At 47.3% G+C, this 19,610-nt stretch carries 10 protein-coding genes; 1 reads left to right on the forward strand and 9 read right to left on the reverse strand.

Translation table 11 applies throughout. The annotated features are described in order from the left end of the window. Positions 1 to 155: 155 nt before the first annotated feature. The 8 genes from L0U89_RS19585 to L0U89_RS19620 all read right to left on the reverse strand — a co-directional run bounded on the left by L0U89_RS19585 (position 156) and on the right by L0U89_RS19620 (position 16,751). Positions 156 to 575, reverse strand: coding sequence for a hypothetical protein (locus L0U89_RS19585; protein WP_234863076.1), 420 nt, complete (start codon positions 573 to 575; stop codon positions 156 to 158). Between the two features lie 446 nt (positions 576 to 1,021). Next, a complete protein-coding gene (locus tag L0U89_RS19590; RefSeq protein ID WP_234863077.1) occupies positions 1,022 to 3,481 on the reverse strand; it encodes an ABC transporter permease in 2,460 nt (819 codons plus the stop codon). A gap of 92 nt (positions 3,482 to 3,573) precedes the next feature. Next, positions 3,574 to 3,861 carry a hypothetical protein gene (locus L0U89_RS19595; RefSeq protein WP_234863078.1) on the reverse strand — a complete coding sequence of 96 codons (288 nt, stop codon included), beginning with the start codon at positions 3,859 to 3,861 and terminating at the stop codon, positions 3,574 to 3,576. A gap of 222 nt (positions 3,862 to 4,083) precedes the next feature. Beyond that, positions 4,084 to 6,528: an ABC transporter permease gene (locus L0U89_RS19600; RefSeq protein WP_234863079.1), complete on the reverse strand. Its 2,445-nt coding sequence runs from the start codon at positions 6,526 to 6,528 to the stop codon at positions 4,084 to 4,086. A 48-nt stretch (positions 6,529 to 6,576) separates the two neighbouring features. Continuing rightward, entirely contained in the window at positions 6,577 to 8,997 is a 2,421-nt protein-coding gene (locus L0U89_RS19605) for an ABC transporter permease (protein ID WP_234863080.1), read from the reverse strand. 303 nt (positions 8,998 to 9,300) lie between these two features. After that, entirely contained in the window at positions 9,301 to 11,706 is a 2,406-nt protein-coding gene (locus L0U89_RS19610; protein WP_234863081.1) for an ABC transporter permease, read from the reverse strand. A gap of 12 nt (positions 11,707 to 11,718) precedes the next feature. Then, complete coding sequence (locus L0U89_RS19615; protein ID WP_234863082.1) at positions 11,719 to 14,145, reverse strand: ABC transporter permease; 2,427 nt, start codon at positions 14,143 to 14,145, stop codon at positions 11,719 to 11,721. A gap of 206 nt (positions 14,146 to 14,351) precedes the next feature. Continuing rightward, the gene (locus L0U89_RS19620; RefSeq protein WP_234863083.1) at positions 14,352 to 16,751 is read right to left on the reverse strand and encodes an ABC transporter permease; all 2,400 of its coding nucleotides are present in this window, start codon (positions 16,749 to 16,751) and stop codon (positions 14,352 to 14,354) included. Between the two features lie 627 nt (positions 16,752 to 17,378). Between L0U89_RS19620 and L0U89_RS19625 the strand changes: the two genes are divergently transcribed. Next, positions 17,379 to 18,095 carry a class I SAM-dependent methyltransferase gene (locus L0U89_RS19625; RefSeq protein WP_234863084.1) on the forward strand — a complete coding sequence of 239 codons (717 nt, stop codon included), beginning with the start codon at positions 17,379 to 17,381 and terminating at the stop codon, positions 18,093 to 18,095. 228 nt (positions 18,096 to 18,323) lie between these two features. Here L0U89_RS19625 and L0U89_RS19630 read toward each other — a convergent pair whose 3' ends face one another. Further along, positions 18,324 to 18,800 carry a cupin domain-containing protein gene (locus tag L0U89_RS19630; RefSeq protein WP_234863085.1) on the reverse strand — a complete coding sequence of 159 codons (477 nt, stop codon included), beginning with the start codon at positions 18,798 to 18,800 and terminating at the stop codon, positions 18,324 to 18,326. Positions 18,801 to 19,610: the final 810 nt, after the last annotated feature.

A 19,610-nucleotide genomic window follows, 5' to 3' on the forward strand; every position in this document is an offset into this window, starting at 1 on the left:
CGGAATATAGTTTGAGGCCAGGTGAATTACAAATTCAATGAAATATGAAGGCTTAATTGCAAACGCCCAGCGCCAACGCCATTCTACGACCAGACCGGGGTAGTACCTACGCGTATTGCCACCGCCAAATGCCACCGAGGGCGGGGATCAACGCTTTACTCTTCATATATCTTTGATTTAACGAGGTCCAATAGCCTTGAATCATCTTCAAAAGACCTTCCATTGTATACTACCCCAAAAAATTCTCCAAGACAAAGTGTATCCGTATTGTCAGCGTAATCGATAAGGATCTTTATCCTGACATCAATTGGTTGGTAAACTCTTTTTTCCTTTAGGTTTTCCAATTCATTCTCAAATGTCTTTAGAAATGTTTGATCTACTATTTGTTTCCTTTTCGAATAGTCCAACATTCGGTCAATTGATCTGCAATCCACTGGCAACATTACAGTAGTGAATGGTTGGATGAACGTTACCCTAAGTTTAACAGCTTCCTTGAATTCATTTTTGCAGGATAAGCAAGTAAAGATGGATAAAACAAATAGAGAACGGGTGAGCATAAATATTTTTCTGATCATTGGAAATTGTTGTTTATTTCTTTGCGGAGCTTGTCTAATCTTGTGTGAAAAAAAAAGTTTTAACTATATCTTTCCTATTTGACGTCACGCCAGTTGTAATTATGCTAGTTCCGCAATGGCATGTTCTAGTAACACCGTTTCTAGAATTTTCCCGCCTAGGCGTAGTATAGACTTTCGGTGGTGGCTGGGTGGATCCCGATATTCATCGTGGATGCAATTCCACCCTATTATTAACACCAATTTGTAATTGGAAAAGCTATTTAATGCACCGCATTGGAATATAGTTTGAGATCAGGTGAATTACAAATTCCACTAAAAAAAGGTGCAGACGCCATCTCGGTAGCATTCGGGATACCCTTAGCGTCCAGGCCACATTCTATCTAAATGGAGGAATATGTCCGCATAAAGTTGGATTACAGGCTTCCGGCAGCGCAATTGGCTTGACCTTAGTCGCTCTTCAAGCTCTTCACGGGATTCGCCAAGGCTGCTTTTACGGATTGGAAACTTACCGTCAGCCAGGCGATGATGAGGACAGAGAGCCCTGCCACAAGGATAACGCCCAGTCCGACATTTACCCGATAGGCAAATCCCTGCAGCCACCATTTCTCCATGACCACCCAGGCCACGGGGACCGCAAGGACAAAGGCCAAGAGGATCATTTTGGTAAAATCCTTGGACAGCATCATCACGACCCCGCTCACCGAAGCGCCCAAAACTTTCCTGACACCGATTTCCTTGGTGCGCAGGCTGGTGATATAAGCCGACAATGCAAACAGCCCGATACAGGACACAAAGATGGCCAATCCCGAGAAAATCGAGAATATCCGCCCTGTTTGCTGTTCCTGTTGGTAAAGACTGTTAAGCCGATCGTCGAGGAAGGAATACCTGAATGCCTGACTGGGGTCGATTTCCTTCCACTTCCTCTCGATGGCATCAATAGCGGCTTGGGTTTCATTGGGTTTGATCCGAGCGAGGACGTACTGCCCGCCAACATCCTGTCCAAAGCTTTCGACATTTTGCAGCACCAAAGGTGTAATCTCATCCCGGAGCGAGATAAAGTTGAAATCCTTGACAACGCCGATCACAGTTCGCCAAATCGTCACCGGACCATCCGGCCCATTTTGCACCTCGGACAATTTTGCGCCAATCGGATCCCCGATATCCAGCAATTTCACCGCCGTTTCGTTGAGAATGAGGTAAAGTGAGTCTTGGGAATCCTCCGAAAATGATCTGCCCGCTAGAATTTCCAAACCCAAAGTCTCGATGCCTCCATCCGCAATGACCATCGATTTGACTGTCAATAGCTCGCTTGCCCCCTCGGGCTGGTACATTACGCCAAAAAACGAGGCTTCATCCCCTGGTGCCGCAAAGGAGTACGCCGCGCTCTGCACTTCGGGCATTTGGCGGACTTCCTCCACAAAGGTCTTGAGATTTTGGGGTCCATAGCTGAATCCCCGCTCGACCATCAGCACATGCTCCTTGTCAAAACCTAGGGAAATGTTCTGCATGTGGGCCATTTGGTTGCGGATAACCAAAGTGCCGATGATTAGGATAATAGAAATCCAGAATTGGAACACGACAAGCCCATTTCTGATCCATTGGCCTTTGTGGGAAGAGGTGAATTTTCCTTTCATGACCTCTGTCGGCTTGAAAGAAGAAAGCACCATCGCCGGATACAATCCCGCCAACGTTCCGACAATCAGGATAACCCCGATGGCTAAACCCAAGGCGGCAAATGAGAATGGAAGCTCGATTTGCCTTTCAGTGAGGTCGTTGAAAAATGGCAAGGCGAATTGGGCGAAAGCTACTGCGAGAAATACGCCAAATGCACTGAGGATGATGGCCTCAGATAAAAACTGCGTCATCAATTGGCCGCGCAAAGAGCCCATTACTTTACGAATGCCAACTTCCTTCGCCCGCTCTGCGGACTTGGCGGTGGAGAGATTCATAAAATTGACACAGGCAATTCCCAAGATCAAAACGGCCACGGCGATTAGAATGTAGATGGAATTGATATTGCCACCGGGCTTCAATTGGGCTTCGATATAGGTCGGGAATAGATGGATGTCGGTCAGCGGCTGTAGAAAATACCGGTAACCGTTTCCGGCATTTCTGTAATCCTCCCAGGATTTACCCAATTCCCGCTCAATCTGACCGGCGGCGTATTTGTCTACGAGTTGGGGGATTTTAGCTTCAAGAGTTTGCGGGTCCACACCTTCCCGAAGTTTGAAAAAGGTATAGGCCGAAAAACCCGTGAAATTTTCCTGCTGCAAAAAGGGCAGCCCCGTATTGGAAATCACGGCACTGAAATCAAAATGGGAATTGCTAGGCAAATCCCGCATCAGGGCGACCACCGTCAGTTCAATATCAGCCCCACCGCCCAGCTTGACGGTCTTTCCGATCGGATTTGCTTCTCCAAAGTACCTTTTGGCAAAATCCTCCGTCACCACCATTTCATTTGCTTTTGTAAAAAGCCTGTCGGATTTACCCTCTACAAACTCAAAATCGAAAATCCTGAAAAACGTGCTGTCAGCGGTCAGGACCATCTTCTCGTCAAACTTCACTTCATCGCCCTTGGCATCGATATGTTTCAACTCAACGTCGGGGAATCGTGTGGCAAGGGTTACTTCCTCGATTTCGTCATATGATTCCTTTGCCACCTTAGCAAAGGAATGCGGCACAATCGCGTAATAGGTACTGTGTTTTGGATATATGCGCTCCAAAGACATGCGATAGATCCTGTCGTGGTCCCTGAAGAACTTGTCGTAGGAAAACTCATGCTGGATGAAAAGTACGATCAGTATACAACTCGCAATTCCTACTGCCAACCCAAGGATGTTGATAGTGGTGTAAACCTTTTGCTTCAGAAGGTTTCTGAACGCTATTCTGAATTGGTTTTGGATCATGGCCGGGGAGGTGATTGTTAATGGTTATTGGGTTATTGGGAAATAGTCCATAGCTGCAGCTCTTGCTTCTTGTGTCTTGTGTCTTAAGTGTCTCAAATCTCACGTCTCATATCTCCAATCTCCCGTCTCCTTTCCATAAATGTGATCGGCACAAACTTGTCCGTCGGCGCACCGATATAGTACAGCGTCCAATTGGGATCATGCTTGGCTAGCATTTCCGAAATGCAGTCAGCACGGTGTCCATTTGGATTTTGGCATTCATCCCAAAAAAACAATTCCACTTTGTAATGAAGGGATTGCTTTTGGTTGTTGATCGTCACCTCGATGTTGATGTCCTGTTTTCCTGTGCCGGTCGGGATGGGTATAGCGATGTGTGTCATGGGAGTGGGGGTTAGAGGTTATTTGTTATTGAGTTATTGGGTTATTGGTTAAATGGTTAAGTCCACAGTCGATAGTCCATAGTCCACAGCCGCGGCTCTTGGTTATTGGCTCTTGGTTCTTGTTTCTTGTTTCTTGTTTCTTGTCTCATTTTCAGGCCGTACTTCGTACTTGGTACTTGGTTCCTCCTCTGAATCTACCAATTTCAATTCATCACCCCCTTGTCACTCGCTTCTCAAGTTCTTCACGGGATTCAGCCAAGAGGCCTTGACGGTTTGTGAGCTCACGATAACCACAGAGAAAACCAGCCCAACCCCAACAGCCAGGAGGAAAACCCCAAGTCCGAGATTGGTTTTCACAGCAAAATCATTGAGCCATTCCCGCATCAGGTAATAGCTCGCCGGAAGGGCCGCTAAGATGCCAATCATGGTGATTTTCAGGAAATCCTTGTTGAACAGCATGGATATTTCCAAAGTCGTAGCTCCCAAGACTTTCCGGATACCAATTTCCTTGATTCTACTACTAATCGCCAAGGACGCCATGGCAAACAGTCCCATCCCCGCGATAATTACCGCGATCAATGCCGCAGCCGAGACCAATGCCCTGAGACTTTGATCCTTGGTGTATTGGTTGGCAATGTTATCCTCCAAGAAGCTGTAGTTGAAGGGATCGGTGCCGTAGATATCCTGCCACTTGGCGCGCAATTTCCCCACGGTCTCCTGCATATCATTGGATTGGATTTTTACAAAAATCTTCGGCACCATATTCTCGGACATCCACAGCGAATGGACTCCAGGGAAAATATGCCCATGGTGCAGCACCAAGATCCCTGGCTCAACTTTCCTATACAAGCTCTCGTAGTGAAAATCCTTCACCATGCCTACCGCCTTGTTTTCTGGGAATCCTCGTTTGCTTTCCAGAGAATTGCCGACCACATCGTCCCAACCCAAGGCGGATTTCATCGCCTCATTGATGATTATACCCGTCGACTTGTCCGCTGGAATATTGGCTGAAAAATTCCTCCCCTCGATCAATTCCAATCCAAAAAGCGGCAAAAACTCTTCGTCGACAATGTTGATCTTGAATTCAATTTCCTTGCCATCGGGACTTTCGTAGCCAGCATTGAACCAAGTATTGTCCCCAAAAATCGCCGTGGCCACGCTGACGTTTTCGACCTCGGGCATCTTGATAAGTTCATTTTTGAAGGTCTGCCCATACTCGAAGCCCTTGTCGATCAATTGCCCCAACCCTTGCGCGGCCGGCGGCGGGACGTTGATCTGCAAAATCGCCGTCCGGTTGATTCCCAATTCATGATCCTCGATCGTCTTCATCTGCTTGTACATGATCAGGGTACAAGTGATCAGGAAAATCGAAATAAAAAACTGAAATCCCAGCAGGGACAACCTGAGGCCCTGCTTCCCAAACTTGACACTCAAATTGGACTTCAGGACTTGTATAGGCCGAAAAGAAGCCAAAAACACAGCAGGATAGGATCCCGCAACCAGCGCGATCAACACGCCAAAAACCAATATCAATAATACCTGTCCGCCGGAAAGAGAAATCGCCATGCGGGTTTCCATCAGTTGATTAAAAGTGGGTAGAAACACACGGGCCAAGCCGAGTCCAAGACCCAAGGAGAACAGCGTCATCAGGATGGATTCGGCCATGAATTGCCCAAACAACTGGTCGGTTCCGGCTCCCATGGTTTTCCGAACTCCGACTTCCTTAGCCCTTGATGAAGAATTTCCAATCGCCATTGTAGTGAAATTGATACAGGCAATCAGGATGATGAGTACCGCAATTCCCCCCAAAATCCACAGGATCCGCGGATTCATATTGGCCGCGGTTCCGGTTTCTTCGGAAAAATACACATCCGCCAAAGGCTGGAGGGCGAAATTGTAATCAATAGGCTCCTCCCGATTTTGGAACAAACCGTGGATATACTGCTGCATGGATTTCTCAAATCCAGCTGCATTTTCAGGATTCTTGACCATCACGTACGCATCCCCAAAAGCCATATACCAATGGTCCCTTTGCTCCTGCGTGTAAAGCAAGTCTGCATTGTCGTCCAGCATCAAAATCTCAAACGTCAAGCTGGAGTTGGCAGGCACGTCCTCCATTACACCCAAGACCTGGTAAGAAATAAATTCTTCAGCAGGTCTGATAAGCAGGGACTTACCCACCGGATTCGTGTCTCCAAAATATTTCTTGGCAGTACTTTCGGTCAATACAATATCAAACCGATTTTCGGAAGTTTTCGGCGCTTGCCCCTGCACCATTTTGAAGCTGAACATCTCGAAAAAACCGGGACTCACCATCATGATGTCTTGGTTGAATCCCTCGCCGTCCTCGACTTTCGCCAGGAAATTTTGGGGGAGAATATTGGTAAAAACCATCTCCTGCGCAAAATTCCCCTCCAATACGGGCTTCAACGCCAAGGGCAAACTCGGCGTCCGAAACACCTGATCTCCTTCTTGACGGGTATTCAATATCCGATATATTGCATCTCCATTTGTATGGAAATTGTCAAAGTTCAATTGTAGCTGGATGTAGAAAAACAGCATGATCGAGGCTGCCACACCCACGGTAAGTCCGAGGAGATTGATCCCCGTGTAGGTCTTGTTTTTCAGAAGGTTTCTAAATCCTATTTTGAAATAGTTCTTCCACATGGAGTTGGTAGTTTAAGTGGTTTATGTGATGGCCTAAGGCCCAATTTTTTATTCATTCTTTAAATAGTCCACCGGATTGCTAGCCGCTGTCTTAAAGGACTGATAACTAACCGTAAGCCAAGCTATTACGACTGAAATCAGTCCTGCGAGCATGATCAGCAAAAGGTCAATTTCAATGCGGTAGGCGAAGTTGGAAAGCCAGTAATTTGACATAAGGTAATAGGTCAATGGCCCCGAAATCACAAAAGCGAGCAAGACCAGTATCGTGAAATCCTTGCTCAGGATCGTGACCAAATGCGCCACCGTAGCCCCCATGGCCTTGCGAATGCTGATTTCCTTGGATCGCTGCTCCGTGGTGTAGGCTGCCAAGCCAAACAATCCCAAGCAAGCAATACTGATCGCGAGGACGGTAAAAACCAGAATGATATTTCCCATCTTTTGCTCGGACTGGAACAGGGAATTGTAATTGGCATCGATGAAGGAATACTCAAAAGCGGCACCATTGGAGTGCTTTTTCCAGATGGTCTCCAGAAGTTGAAGGCTTTCCTGCACATTTCCGGCTGCAAGTCTGATGGCGAGTTCGTTGTTTGGTTCGGGACCGAGGATCATGACCAAAGGCCTAACCTGCGTACGGAGACTTTCATAATTGAAATCCTTGATCACACCGATGAGGGTTTTCTCGGTCATGCCATCGGTATCGGGCCAAAAACTGGAAATACGCTGCGTGCCGTCGATCTCGCCAAAACCCATCATGTTATAGGCGGTTTCGTTCAATATCACCGCTGCTGTATCGCTGGGAAAATCCTTGGAAAAAAACCGGCCTTTCACCATTTCGAAGCCCATGGTCTCCAGGTTGTCGTGGTCGGTGAAATAGAGATTGCAGAGGAAATCCTGGTTGTTTTGCATGGTTTTGAAAACCGTAGACCAATCGATATTGGGCGGGAGGTCGTTGGCATAACTGGCCGAAACAAAAGCCGATTGGGACAAAAGCTCATTCTTAAATGCTTGTCCATTTTGACCCAAGGAACGGGTATGCAGCAGGTTGATCACGTTCTCCTTATCGAATCCCAGATTTTTATCCTGCATGTACCGCAACTGCTTGTAGACAACCATGCTGCTGATGATCAGGGAAATGGAGATCAAAAACTGAAATACGACCAAGCCATTCCTGAAATGCGAACGTTTGGCGCCGCTTCGAATCTTCCCCTTCAGCACCATAGCAGGTGAGAATGAGGTCAGGTAGAATGCCGGATAGGAACCCGCCAACACGCCAACCAATACGGCAAACACCAGCAAGCCGACAATCACCAAGGGATCCGTGAATATTCCCAATCCCAAATCCTTTCCGGAAAGCGTATTAAATGGACGAAGGGCGAGCAGGATAAGGAAAAAGGCGATGAAAATCGAAATCAAGCTATAAATGACCGACTCCGACAAAAACTGTAAGACCAGCCTGTTTTTCTGAGCCCCGATCGACTTCCTGACCCCGACCTCTTTGGCACGATTGGCAGATCGTGCGGTGGACAGGTTCATGAAATTGATGCAGGCGATGAATATGATGAATAAGGCAATCGCTCCGAAAATGTAGAGGTATTGGATCTTACCCCCGGGCTTGATTTCCTCCTGGGTCTCCGAATACAGGTGGATATCATGCAGTCTGCTGAGATAATAACCCAAGCCACTTCCCTGTTCCCTGAGCGCGTCCATTGACAAGCCCAAGAAATTTTCCAATTCGGGGCCGATGTATTTTTCAACAAACTGGTCAAGGGCCGTCTTTACCTTCTCCGGATTTGCATTGGGATAAAGCCTGAAGTAGGTGTATAGGTTGTTGCTCGACCATTGCTCATCCTTCATATACGGCCAACTCTCCCCCGACAGGATCATTCCAAAAACCAAATGCGAATTGTGCGGAGGATCTGCGGCGATGCCGGAAACGACTGTCTCCCGCTTGTCCGAGCCGCGGAGGATGATTTTTCCGATCGGGTTTTCATCACCAAAATACTTTTGGGCAGCCGTTTCAGTCAAGACCACTTTGTTGGTGCCTTCCAAGGCTGTTTTCGGATCACCTTCCAGTAGTTTGAAGCTGAAAAAATCGAAGAAATTGGGATCCGCCACGAGCATATAGGGCTCCGTGAAAGTTTTTTCACCATGTTGGATAGGCATTGTTCGGAACATACCCAGCCTGATCACTTCCTCCACCTCGGGTACCTCTTCCTTAAGGGCGGCGGCCATGGGTGCAGGCGTGAAGCCCATATTGAAATCATTGCCATTCATGCTGCCGGCCATATTTACCCGGTAGATACGTTCGCCATCCTTGTGGAACTTATCATAGCTCAACTCATCGACCACATAGATGATGATCAAAATACTGGCAGCCATCCCTAGGCTCAAGCCGAGGATGTTGATTGCGGAATAGGCCTTCTGTCGGCTCATTATCCGCCAAGCGGTAAGGAAATAGTTTTTTAACATGTTAGCGGTTGGTAGTTGGTTAGTTAATTATCAATTCACCATGGTAATAGATACTGTGTTGGTTATTGAGTTATTGAGTTTTTGGTTATTGTTTACTCATTATTCGTTATTCGTTATTAAGTTATTCGGTCCTCGAGCGCCGTCGCTGGTTGGTCCCCGAGCGAAGCCAAAGGGTTGAATTTGTAGTCGATAGACCATAGTCCATAGCAGCGACACGCAGATTCTGTTGTCTTACGTCTTATGTCTCGTGTCTTATGTCTCATGTCTTGTGTCTCCTGTCTCACCCATACGCCTGACTTCATCTCATTCACTTTTCAGCGCTTGCATCGTATTGGAGTAGTAGGCTTTGATGGCTTGGACAGTTACCAACAGCAGTGTGCCTACTACCGTCCCTAGAACCACCAAGGCAAATGTCCCGAGGGGTAACTTGGTCTGGAACGCAAAGTCCTTCAACCACTTACTGGATAGGTAAGCGACTGTCGGCAGGGCCAAAATGGCTGCAATCACTACAAGAACGATGAAGTCTTTGGAAAGCAAAGCGACAATCTGACCCCCGCCTGCTCCGAGGATTTTGCGGATGCCGAGCTCCTTATTTCTTGTTTGGATCATGTAGGAAACCAAGCCGAGCAAGCCAACGATCGATATCAGGAAAGTCGCAATGGCAAAGAGATTAAACATTTTGGAAAGTATGACTTCGGACCGGTACAGCCTGTCGAAATCTTCATTGAGGAAGAAATACTGGAAATCCTCTTTCCCAAAGAGCGACTCCCATTTTCCTTCTATTTGTTCCAAAAGACCGATCGACTGGGCAGGGTCAAATTTTACAACCATACGATAGGCATATTGCGGCGCCACGTCCATGGCGATGCCGTGGATATTTTGTTGCACGCCCAGTTGGTGGTAATCCTTCACCACCCCAATGACGACTCCCTGCGGAGTGGTGGAAGGGGACACAATTCTCTTTCCCAATGCCTCCTCGGGGGAATTCCAGCCAAAAAGAGCCACAGCTTTTTCATTCAGGATCAAGCCTTCGTCCAAGTCGGTGACCCGATTTGCATCAAAATCCCTCCCGGCGATCAGTTCAAGCCCAAGGGTTTTGATATAATCTTCATCTACTGCCAAATACTCCACCGAAGTGGGGTTTTCCTTTTCCCTGCCTTCGGGGTAGGCTATCTGCCCAATCCAGCCTGGTCGCCCCGGAATGCCGTTGGCGTAGGAAACTTCCTGCACTGCCGTCAATTGCTGCAATTCATTTTTCAAAGCAGCCACTTTAGAGCCCGGTATTCTGTTCGTATTCAGGACAAGAATTTGGTCTTTGTCAAAACCGAGATTTTTTTGCTGCATGAATTGGAGTTGGTCCAACACGACGATCGTACCCATCAGCAGCGATACAGAAATGAAAAACTGCAGCACCACCAAACCCCTTCTCAACTGAAGGCCTGAGGCCGAGGCAGTGAATTTTCCTTTGAGAACTTTTATGGGCTGCATGGCGGACAGTGCGATCGCAGGGTAATAACCAGCCAAAAAGGTGATCAGCATGAGTAGTGCAATCAAGCCGAAAACGACTTCAATGCTCCCCAAAACGGCAAGGGTATAACTCTTATCCAAGAGCTCATTGAATAGCGGCATCAATACGTTTGCCAAGAGCAAGGCGAGGAGAAATGCCAAAAGGGTCAGTACAAATGCTTCTGCCAAAAACTGGATAACCAAGCCGCCCCGAGAGGAACCGACGACCTTCCGCAACCCGACTTCCTTGGCCCTGTCCATGGACCTTGCGGTTGACAGGTTGATGAAATTGATACAGGCAAGCAGTATCGCAAAGGAACAAATCCCTATCACCAGCCAAAGCCGATCCATACTGCCGATATTTCCGAGGCCATTACCGCTTTCAGACTTAAGGTAAATGTCTCCCAAAGGCTCCAAAAGCAGCTGTACTTCGCTCCCCCAAGACTTATACATATCCCCCATTCTGTCCATGTAGAGGTTTTTTGTCTTCTCGGAAAAAGCCGCCGCATCGGCATCTTCCCGCAAGAGGACATAATTGTGGAGATTGAAGTTGCCCCAACCATCCTCATATTGCATTTGGGTCAGCGCTTCGAGAGTCGCAAATGAAACCAGGAAGTCAAACTGAATATGTGAATTTTGGGGAACGTTCGCGACTACGCCGCTTACGCGTAGCGGAATGCTGTCTTCCAGCATGAGTTCTTGGTTGAGTGCATCCCTCCCTGGGAAAAACTTCTTCGCCAATTCCTCCGACAGCACCACTTGGTAAGGCTCCTGAAGTGCTGATTCGGCGTTTCCTTTTTTCATCCCAAAAGAAAACACCTCCAGCATCTCCTTGCTTGCAAAAAACATCCGGTGGTCGAATCGCTGCCTATCTTGATACAGGTCCATTTGTGGCCAATTGGCGATATAGACCACCTTTTCCACCTCCGGAAAATCAGACTCGAGCACCTTCCCGATCGGCCAGGCATTGGTGCTGTTGTAGCCCTCTTCCCCGGTTTTGATATCTCGAAACAAGGAGTTGACACGGTAGATTCTCTCCCCGTTGACATGAAACCGGTCGAACGAAAGCTCGTCGATGGCGAAAACCAACATGTAAATCCCACCCGTCAGTCCCAAAGCCAAACTGAAAATATTGATCAAAGCGAATCCCTTCCTCTTCCTGAGATTTCGCACGGCCACCTTTAAATAGCTGAGTATTTTCATAACAGGAATTGTCTATTGGACTTTGAAGGTATCCACGGGATTGGTCATGGCAGCTCGGATAGACTGCGAACTCACGGTCATGGCCGCTATCAAAGCTGCCGAAATCCCTGCGGTCAAAAAGATGACCCAGGAAACATGAATGCTGTAGGCGAAATTCTCCAGCCAAATACTCATTCCATACCAAGCAATCGGTACGGCGATCAAAAACCCAAATAACACCAGCTTGAGAAAATCCACGCCCAAGAGTGTCACAATGCTGGCGACGCTGGCACCCATGACTTTGCGGATGCCGATTTCCCGGGTCCGCTGTTCAGCGGCATATGCCGACAAACCAAAAAGCCCCAAAACCGAAATCAGAATGGCCAAGCCCGCGAAGAAGCCAAAAACCTGGGCGACCTTTTCCTCAGACTCATATTGCTGGTCAAAACTGTCCGAGACAAGATAGTAGTCAAAGGGAAGGTCAGGGCGCATTGCCTGCCATTCATCCTGTAGGTAAGATATGGTTTCATCCTTGTTTTCTCCCGAAATCTTGACAGCCACCGAATTGATACGATTGGTTGGAATCAAAAATACAATCGGGCTGATGGGCTGGTGAAGGGATTCAAAATGGAAATCCTTGACCACACCGACGACATATCCCCTTCTATCGCCATACATGAACTGCTTTTGGACCGCTTCTTCCGGATTAGCCCAGCCAATAGCCCGCACTGCCGCCTCATTGAGGATAAATGCCTCCGTGGAATCCGAAGCCAAATTGATGTCAAAATCCCTGCCCGCCACCAAGTCAATCCCAAAAGTCGTCATGAAGCTGTGGCTTACATGGATATCCGAAACCCGCACGTTGATGGGTGTGATCTCACCGTTGACTTCGGCTTGGGTGCCTTGGGAATCCAAAAGCCTACCCGAGGGTACACGACTAGCCACTGCAACTGCCTGAATATTGGGATGCTGGAGGAGCCTGTCCCGCATCATTTCATAATTTTGGGTGAATTCGGGATACGAATTCAATACGACGATATCATCTTTTTCAAATCCCAAGTCCTTGTTCTTCATAAAATCCAGCTGGTCCAACACGACCAAAACCGACACGATCAATACAATGGAGATCGCAAACTGACCTACGACAAGGATGGAGCGGAATTTCTCATGGACGGAACCAATTTTATAGGTCCCTTTCAGCACCTTGACCGGCTGGAATCCTGACAAAAACATCGAAGGGTAACTTCCAGCCAAAATACCAACCAAAACCACCAAACCCACAAATCCTAACAGATATTCGGGGTGTTCGAGAAGATTCAACGACAAAACTTTTCCTGTGAAGTTGCCGAAAGCAGGCAATGCCAGGTAGGCGATTCCGAGGGCTAAAAGCATCGCCATCACCGCCATGATGATCGTCTCGCCCATAAACTGACGCACAAGTAGCTCGCGGTCCGCGCCCAGCACTTTCCGCAATCCAACTTCCAAAGCCCGTTTCGCAGAGCGGGCGGTAGCAAGGTTCATGAAGTTGATGCAGGCGATGAGGAGGATAAAAATCGCGATTGCCCCATAGATGTAGACATATTCAATGCTGCTGTTGGGTTCGATTTCCGAATCCAAATTGGAATGGAGGTGGATATCCGTCAGTGGCCACAGGTAAAGTTTGGTTCCTTTAGACGTTGGAATGCCCTGTGCATTGGCCTGCATATGGCGGTCGATAAAAGCTGGCAGTTCATCTTCCAAAGCCTTTGGGTCGACCCCGTTCTCCAGCAGTAAGTAAGTGCCGAAGCTGTTGCTGCCAAAGTTCATCATCATTTGCTCGTAGCCGCCGTAGAACTGGACAACAGGTTCCATCGAGGCCAAAAAGTCAGCCTTGAAATGTGAATTGTCTGGAAAATCCTCCATTACGCCGCGGACCTGAAGATTGACGGTCGTCGGGCCAATAATCGCCTCCATGCTTTTTCCAACGGGATCCTGATCTCCAAAATACTTCCTTGCCATGGATTCGGTTAAAATCACTCCGTCCGGAAAGGAAAGTGCCTTTTCTCCGTCGCCTGAGACCATTTTCCAGGAGAATACCTCAAATACATTTGGATCCGCAAAAAACAGTCTTGACTCCTCAAAGGTGTTTTGCCCCTCTTTCAGCACTACGTCCACATTGAGGAACCTTACAGCCTCTTTAACCTTGCCTTCAAAATCAGATTGCAGCAAGGGTCCAAAAGGCGGAGCTGCATGGCCCAAATGCAGACTGGTAGCACCGTCTTGGTTGAACCACGCCCTCGAAACACGGTAGATCCGATCGGCTTTTTCGTGGTATTTGTCGTAACTGAGTTCATGCTGGACAAAAAGGCAAATCAAAATACTCGAAGCCATCCCGACCGACAATCCGAGGATATTGATCAGGATGAATGCGGGGCTCTTTTTGAGGTTCCGGATGAAGATTTTGAGGTAGTTGGTGAGCATGGTGGTTTGTTGGTGAGGTGGGTTCGTTGTTCAGTTATTCGTTATTGAGGTATTGGCTATTGAGTTATTGGCTATTGGATAGTTCCGAATGATATTCACTCGGGTTTATACATTTCTCATTCATTTTTTCCCATCCAGTCCGTAGACCCTAGCCACTCAAACATCTTGTGTCTTGCATCTTGTGTCTCATGTCTTGGAACTCGAAGCTACTGATCCTTCAGCGTTTCAGCAGGATTTCGGGCATATACCCTAACGGTTCGGTAACCTATCGTCAAGGCCGCGATGGCGGAAACCAGCATCACGGCAATCAGATAGCTGACTGGAGATATTGCAGTCTGGTACGCAAATCCCGAAAGCCATTCCTTGGAAAACCATAACCAAACCGGAATTGCCAAAAGGGCAGCGACAGCAAGTAGGATAAAGAAATCGGCTGATAGCAATTTCAACACAGCCAGCCTATCGGCACCCAACACCTTTCTGATACTGATTTCCTTTGTTCTTCGCAAGGCAACGTAGGACACCAAACCAAACAACCCCATACAGGCTATCCAAACGGCGATGCCGGAAAACAGACCAAACAGTGCCCCGACCTTTTGCTCTGATTGGTAAAGATTGCTGTAGGCATCGTCGAGAAAACGGTAATTAAAAGGACGTTCAGGAAACATGGTGGTCCATGTCTTGGATATTTCCTCCAAATGCGGCGCAGGATTTCCTGCGGGCAGTTTGATCAGGATCCAATTGGCCTCTGCTGGCTGTATGAATACCGCCAAGGGTCCTACCCGGTGGTGCAGAGAATTAAAATAAAAGTCCTTTACCACACCCTTGATTACGGAACTCACACCATTGAAATTGACCTTTTTGCCGACGCTTTCTTCCGGAGTCCAACCCATCTCGCGTATGGCCGATTCGTTGAACAGTATCGACATTTCGAAGCCTCCTTCATAGGCTGTCGTTTGGTCGATATCGGTTTCCACAAAATCCAGCCCTGCCACCAATTCCAAACCAATCGTCTTGGAAACGTCATGGTCGACACAAAAACCCGTGACCATCAACTCTTTCTGAAAGTCTCCCCCCGGAAGGATGGAGTACCCCGCCTGAATAAAGATCGGCATGGAATTGCTCATCGCGGCGGCACTTGCATGGCCGGTCCTTACCAACTCGGTTTTGAAGGCAGGGATTTTATCCCGCATGTTATAATGGGTTTGGAGCGCTATTACCTGTTCACGATCATAGCCAAGATTCACCGACCGCATGTACTGAAGTTGCTGGGATACTACCAAGGTGGCGATGAGCAATCCCATAGAGATGAAAAACTGGAAAACCACCAGTCCCTTTCTCAGCCAAATCCCTCCCCCAAGCCTCATTTCATTCCCAAGTGCTTTCAGTGGCGTCATTCCTGACAATACCAACGATGGGTAAATTCCCGCCATCAATCCCACCAAAAGCAAAATCGCAATCAAAAAACCAATACCCCATGGCCCGAATAACAGATTCAACTGCATCGGAACCCCAGAAAAATTCTCAAAGACACCCTTGCCCAAGTACAACAACAGAATGCTCAGGGAAATCGAAGATACGCTCAAAATCATGGACTCGGAGACAAATTGCCCAAACAACTGGCCTCGGGCAGCACCAAGAACCTTTCTCAGACCTACTTCTTTATTCCTTTCAGTAGCTTCGGCTGTAGCCAAATTGACATAATTGATCACACCGATCATTACCAGCAATATCGCGATGAGACCGAAGAGATACAGGTTTTTGATATCGTTGGCTGGTTTGATGCCTTTGAGTTGGGAGTCGCCCAGATGGATGCTGCTTACCGGCTGAAAAAAGAACGCCGTGCTGAAATTGTATTCACGCATATCTGAACCCAGATACTTGTCAACCATTTGGCTGATTTTCAATGAAAAAGCCTCTAAGTCGGTTCCTGCACGCAATTTGGCATAGGAGAAAAAATTGGCTGGAGACCATTGCGGTTCTCTTCCAAGGCGGTGGGTTTTGAAGGAAGCAAGGAAATCAAAATCCAGATTGCTGTTGGAAGGAAAATCTTCCATCACTCCAGATACTGTGTATTCGGTACCGTCTACCTTGAGCGTTTTCCCAACCACACCGATGGACTGGTTGAAAAGCCGCTTAGCTGTAGTCTCAGTCACCACAATTTGTTTTGGCTCGGAAAGGGCGATGGCTGACTGACCCTCCAATAGCTTGAAGTCAAACACTTTGAAGAAATTGGCATCTGCAAATGCAAACCTGTTTTCTTCAGTGCTCCCTTCCCCAGCATCGACCAGTACGGAAGAAAAAATTGAGAGGTCAAACACAGTAGTCGCCACCTCCACTTCGGGAAACTCCTCCATCAGGGTCGGTACCAAGCTGGCCGGCGTCGTTCCGACCATTTGTGATTCACCAGCTGAAGAAAACTCCTGGCTGAATTTGTAGATCCGCTCATAGTCCGTATACATACGGTCATAGCTCCATTCATGGTAGATGTAGAGTGAGATCGCAAAAAAACTGCATAAAGCGATCGTCAATCCAAGAATGTTGATCCCCGTGTACAGCTTTCGCTTTGACAGGTTCCTAAAGGAGGTTTTGAAATAGTTTTTCCACATGGATCAGCCAAAGTTTAGGTCAATCGATCAAAAATTGAGAAGAAGGAAGTCATTCAGCATTATCAACACCCAACAGAACTCCCTACCAAAGTTTGATCGCTTTGCATTTGTATTGTTCCAGTTTTATGCCACAGTCAAAATCCCCCTTATTGATCAGGAACGGGGCTTTTTCGATGATGATCGGCAGAAATCACGGACAGTTTTGTTCGTCAGCGGTCAAAATCGGATGATTTAAAAAAACAAGGCCCCCACAAAATGGAGGCCTTGCCTGGCATATCTAAACTAAAATACCTCTGAAAAAAGAACGTTTGCGGCTGTCGAGGCTTAAGCCTGGTGTGAAGGAGAATTAGCCGCAGACTTTCAGAATATCGAAATCTTGGGACTTGTCAGCTAATAGTTGGTTTGATTCACAAAAAGGGCAAATGACATGCATTGCGTCTTTTGAAAAAATTGGGTGCCAAAAGCATACCAAATAACGAAAACACTCATTTCAGGCCAATTTGCTTATATTTCTGTTCGCCAACCGGAATAGGCCGTACAAAATTTGTCCATTTACGAACAAAACCGTGGACAACAAATCATGGTTAAATCCCATGTGCGCCCATTCAACTTTAAACCTCGACTGCCATGCGATATTTGATCATCCTACTGTTAGTTTTTGGATTTGCCCCAAATGCCATTTCACAACAAGGCTCAAATTCGGCTGGCATTTATACCTTCAAGACCCCCGACCGAGACGGAACCGGAAAAGTGTACATGGGTCGCGAAATTTCCAAAGTGATGAACTTCATGGGGATGAGTTGGCTGGAGCGCTCCACTCGCAACCAGGAGGAAAATACCGACTTGGCCATCAAAAAACTCCCGATCAATGAAGCCAGTGTCGTAGCGGATATCGGTGCAGGATCGGGTTTTTACACTTTTCGAATTGCAAAACGGGTCCCAAAAGGGAAAGTATATGCAGTAGAAATCCAAGATTCGGCGATCAAATACCTGAAGGAGAAGAGCAAGGAACTGGGATTTGACAATGTCATCACAGTCAAGGGAAGCGAAAAATCACCCCAATTGCCCGAAAACTCCATAGATCTCGCGATTATGGTCGACGTGTACCACGAACTGCTGTATCCGCATGAAGTCTTGCAGGAAATCAAAAAATCCTTGAAACCCGACGGCAAACTGCTGCTGATTGAGTACCGGGGAGAGGATCCGGAGGTTTACATCAAGCCACTCCACAAGATGACCGTAGCGCAGGTGACCAAGGAACTCACCGCAAATGGCTTCAAAATGGTCCAAAACGGCCAATTCATGAATATCCAGCACTTTTTGGTTTTTGAGAAAGAAGACTAGAATATCGAATTATCAGGCACGCAAAGAAAACCAAGGAGCAGAGAGCGCAAAGGAAAATTGATTTCACTCCAAGACACTAGGACGCCAAGGAAAAGGAAAGCAGAGAATGCAGAAATACTAGCAAAGCACCAATCGCTGCCTACTGAGACTGCTTACTGCCAAAAACTGCCCTACACTATACTTTTGCGTTCTTTGCTCCTTTACCGTCTTTGCGAGAACAAAAAAAAATCACGTCAGCCTCCTGATCACTTCCGCACAATCAGGCCATTTTTCCAGCAATTCCTCGGCGGAATACATCCTGAAATCAGCAAAATCAAAGCCCGGCGCCACGGTGCAAGAGACCAAACAATAAGCCTCTTCGGCATCCACCGTCGACCCAAAAATACTTCCTTCGGGTACCAAGACTTGTGGCCGATTCCCTTCCAGGCCCACCGGACCCACTTTCAATCGCTGATAACCCGATTCGGTAAGCACATGAACCGTTAGCGGACTTCCCTCGTGGTGATACCAGATTTCCTGTCCGGCGATGCTGTGAAACTTGGAAATGTTGTCCGAGGTCAGGAGAAAATAGATGGAAGTCATCAGGTTTCGTCTGCCATTATCGGTGCTGACAGTCAATGCGGACCTGTAGGTCTCTCCATAATACCCGCCCTCGGGATGGGGCCGCAGATTCAATTCCTCAATAAGTTGTTTGACTCGCTCCATGGACTTCAGTTTTTTCCAAAAGTATCCAATTTTCGGCAGCAAGGCTCATGCAGCCTCCGTGCTTCCACTGTGGATAACTTGTGTTTTTGGATCGTTTTGGTGTGGGAAAATTGTGGGGAAATAATGGTGAAAAATATTGCTAAACAGTCATTTACGCAGTAGCTTTGATGATATCAAGTGAGAGATAAAAGGCCAAATGTAAGAGTTTGGGCGAGGGTTGAAAGTTTGGACGGAGATGCGAAGGGAGATTTGTCTGCAATGGCAAGTATCTGAGACGGGAGACCGCAGAAGCATCGAAATCAGGTTGGTAGCCGAAAGGCAAGCAATCCGAAAAACACAAACCTAAGGTCACGCACCCGGGCAACTGGGGGAAAAGCCAAAATAACTGTAGCTTGGCATGGTTTGAGGACCACGGTTTTCAAATGATGAGGGCGGGAAAAATCCGAAAAGGTTTTTCCCGCTTTTTGCTTTTTAGGGGGTGCGGTTATTGATAATTCATCATTTTTTTTAAAAGTCCATAGTTGATAGTCCATAGACCATAGCTGTCTTTCGCTATTCAACATTCAGCCTTCGATATTCAAAATTCAACCAAGAATGTCACCCAACACATTTTTCTCAGACAGCCAAAGTCCCTGGTTCGGGTGTCTTGTTTCTTGTGTCTTGTGTCTTATTTCTCAAATCTCTGTCACGTCCTGAATTTACTTGACACTTTTTTCATTGTTTTTCCTTTGTTTTCAATCCTCTTAAATGCTTCAAAGTCCAAGCGGTGAAACCAGTCAAGGCCGACGCGTAGCGGCGTTCATATAGCCT

The sequence above is a fragment of the Mariniradius sediminis genome, from assembly GCF_021491425.1.
GTDB lineage: Bacteria > Bacteroidota > Bacteroidia > Cytophagales > Cyclobacteriaceae > Mariniradius > Mariniradius saccharolyticus.

What these genes read in the sequence shown, in the direction of transcription:
- L0U89_RS19585 (WP_234863076.1), bottom strand. Translation starts at nt 575, where the DNA reads ATGATCAGAAAAATATTTATGCTCACCCGTTCTCTATTTGTTTTATCC.
- L0U89_RS19590 (WP_234863077.1), bottom strand. Translation starts at nt 3,481, where the DNA reads ATGATCCAAAACCAATTCAGAATAGCGTTCAGAAACCTTCTGAAGCAA.
- L0U89_RS19595 (WP_234863078.1), bottom strand. Translation starts at nt 3,861, where the DNA reads ATGACACACATCGCTATACCCATCCCGACCGGCACAGGAAAACAGGAC.
- L0U89_RS19600 (WP_234863079.1), bottom strand. Translation starts at nt 6,528, where the DNA reads ATGTGGAAGAACTATTTCAAAATAGGATTTAGAAACCTTCTGAAAAAC.
- L0U89_RS19605 (WP_234863080.1), bottom strand. Translation starts at nt 8,997, where the DNA reads ATGTTAAAAAACTATTTCCTTACCGCTTGGCGGATAATGAGCCGACAG.
- L0U89_RS19610 (WP_234863081.1), bottom strand. Translation starts at nt 11,706, where the DNA reads ATGAAAATACTCAGCTATTTAAAGGTGGCCGTGCGAAATCTCAGGAAG.
- L0U89_RS19615 (WP_234863082.1), bottom strand. Translation starts at nt 14,145, where the DNA reads ATGCTCACCAACTACCTCAAAATCTTCATCCGGAACCTCAAAAAGAGC.
- L0U89_RS19620 (WP_234863083.1), bottom strand. Translation starts at nt 16,751, where the DNA reads ATGTGGAAAAACTATTTCAAAACCTCCTTTAGGAACCTGTCAAAGCGA.
- L0U89_RS19625 (WP_234863084.1), top strand. Translation starts at nt 17,379, where the DNA reads ATGCGATATTTGATCATCCTACTGTTAGTTTTTGGATTTGCCCCAAAT.
- L0U89_RS19630 (WP_234863085.1), bottom strand. Translation starts at nt 18,800, where the DNA reads ATGGAGCGAGTCAAACAACTTATTGAGGAATTGAATCTGCGGCCCCAT.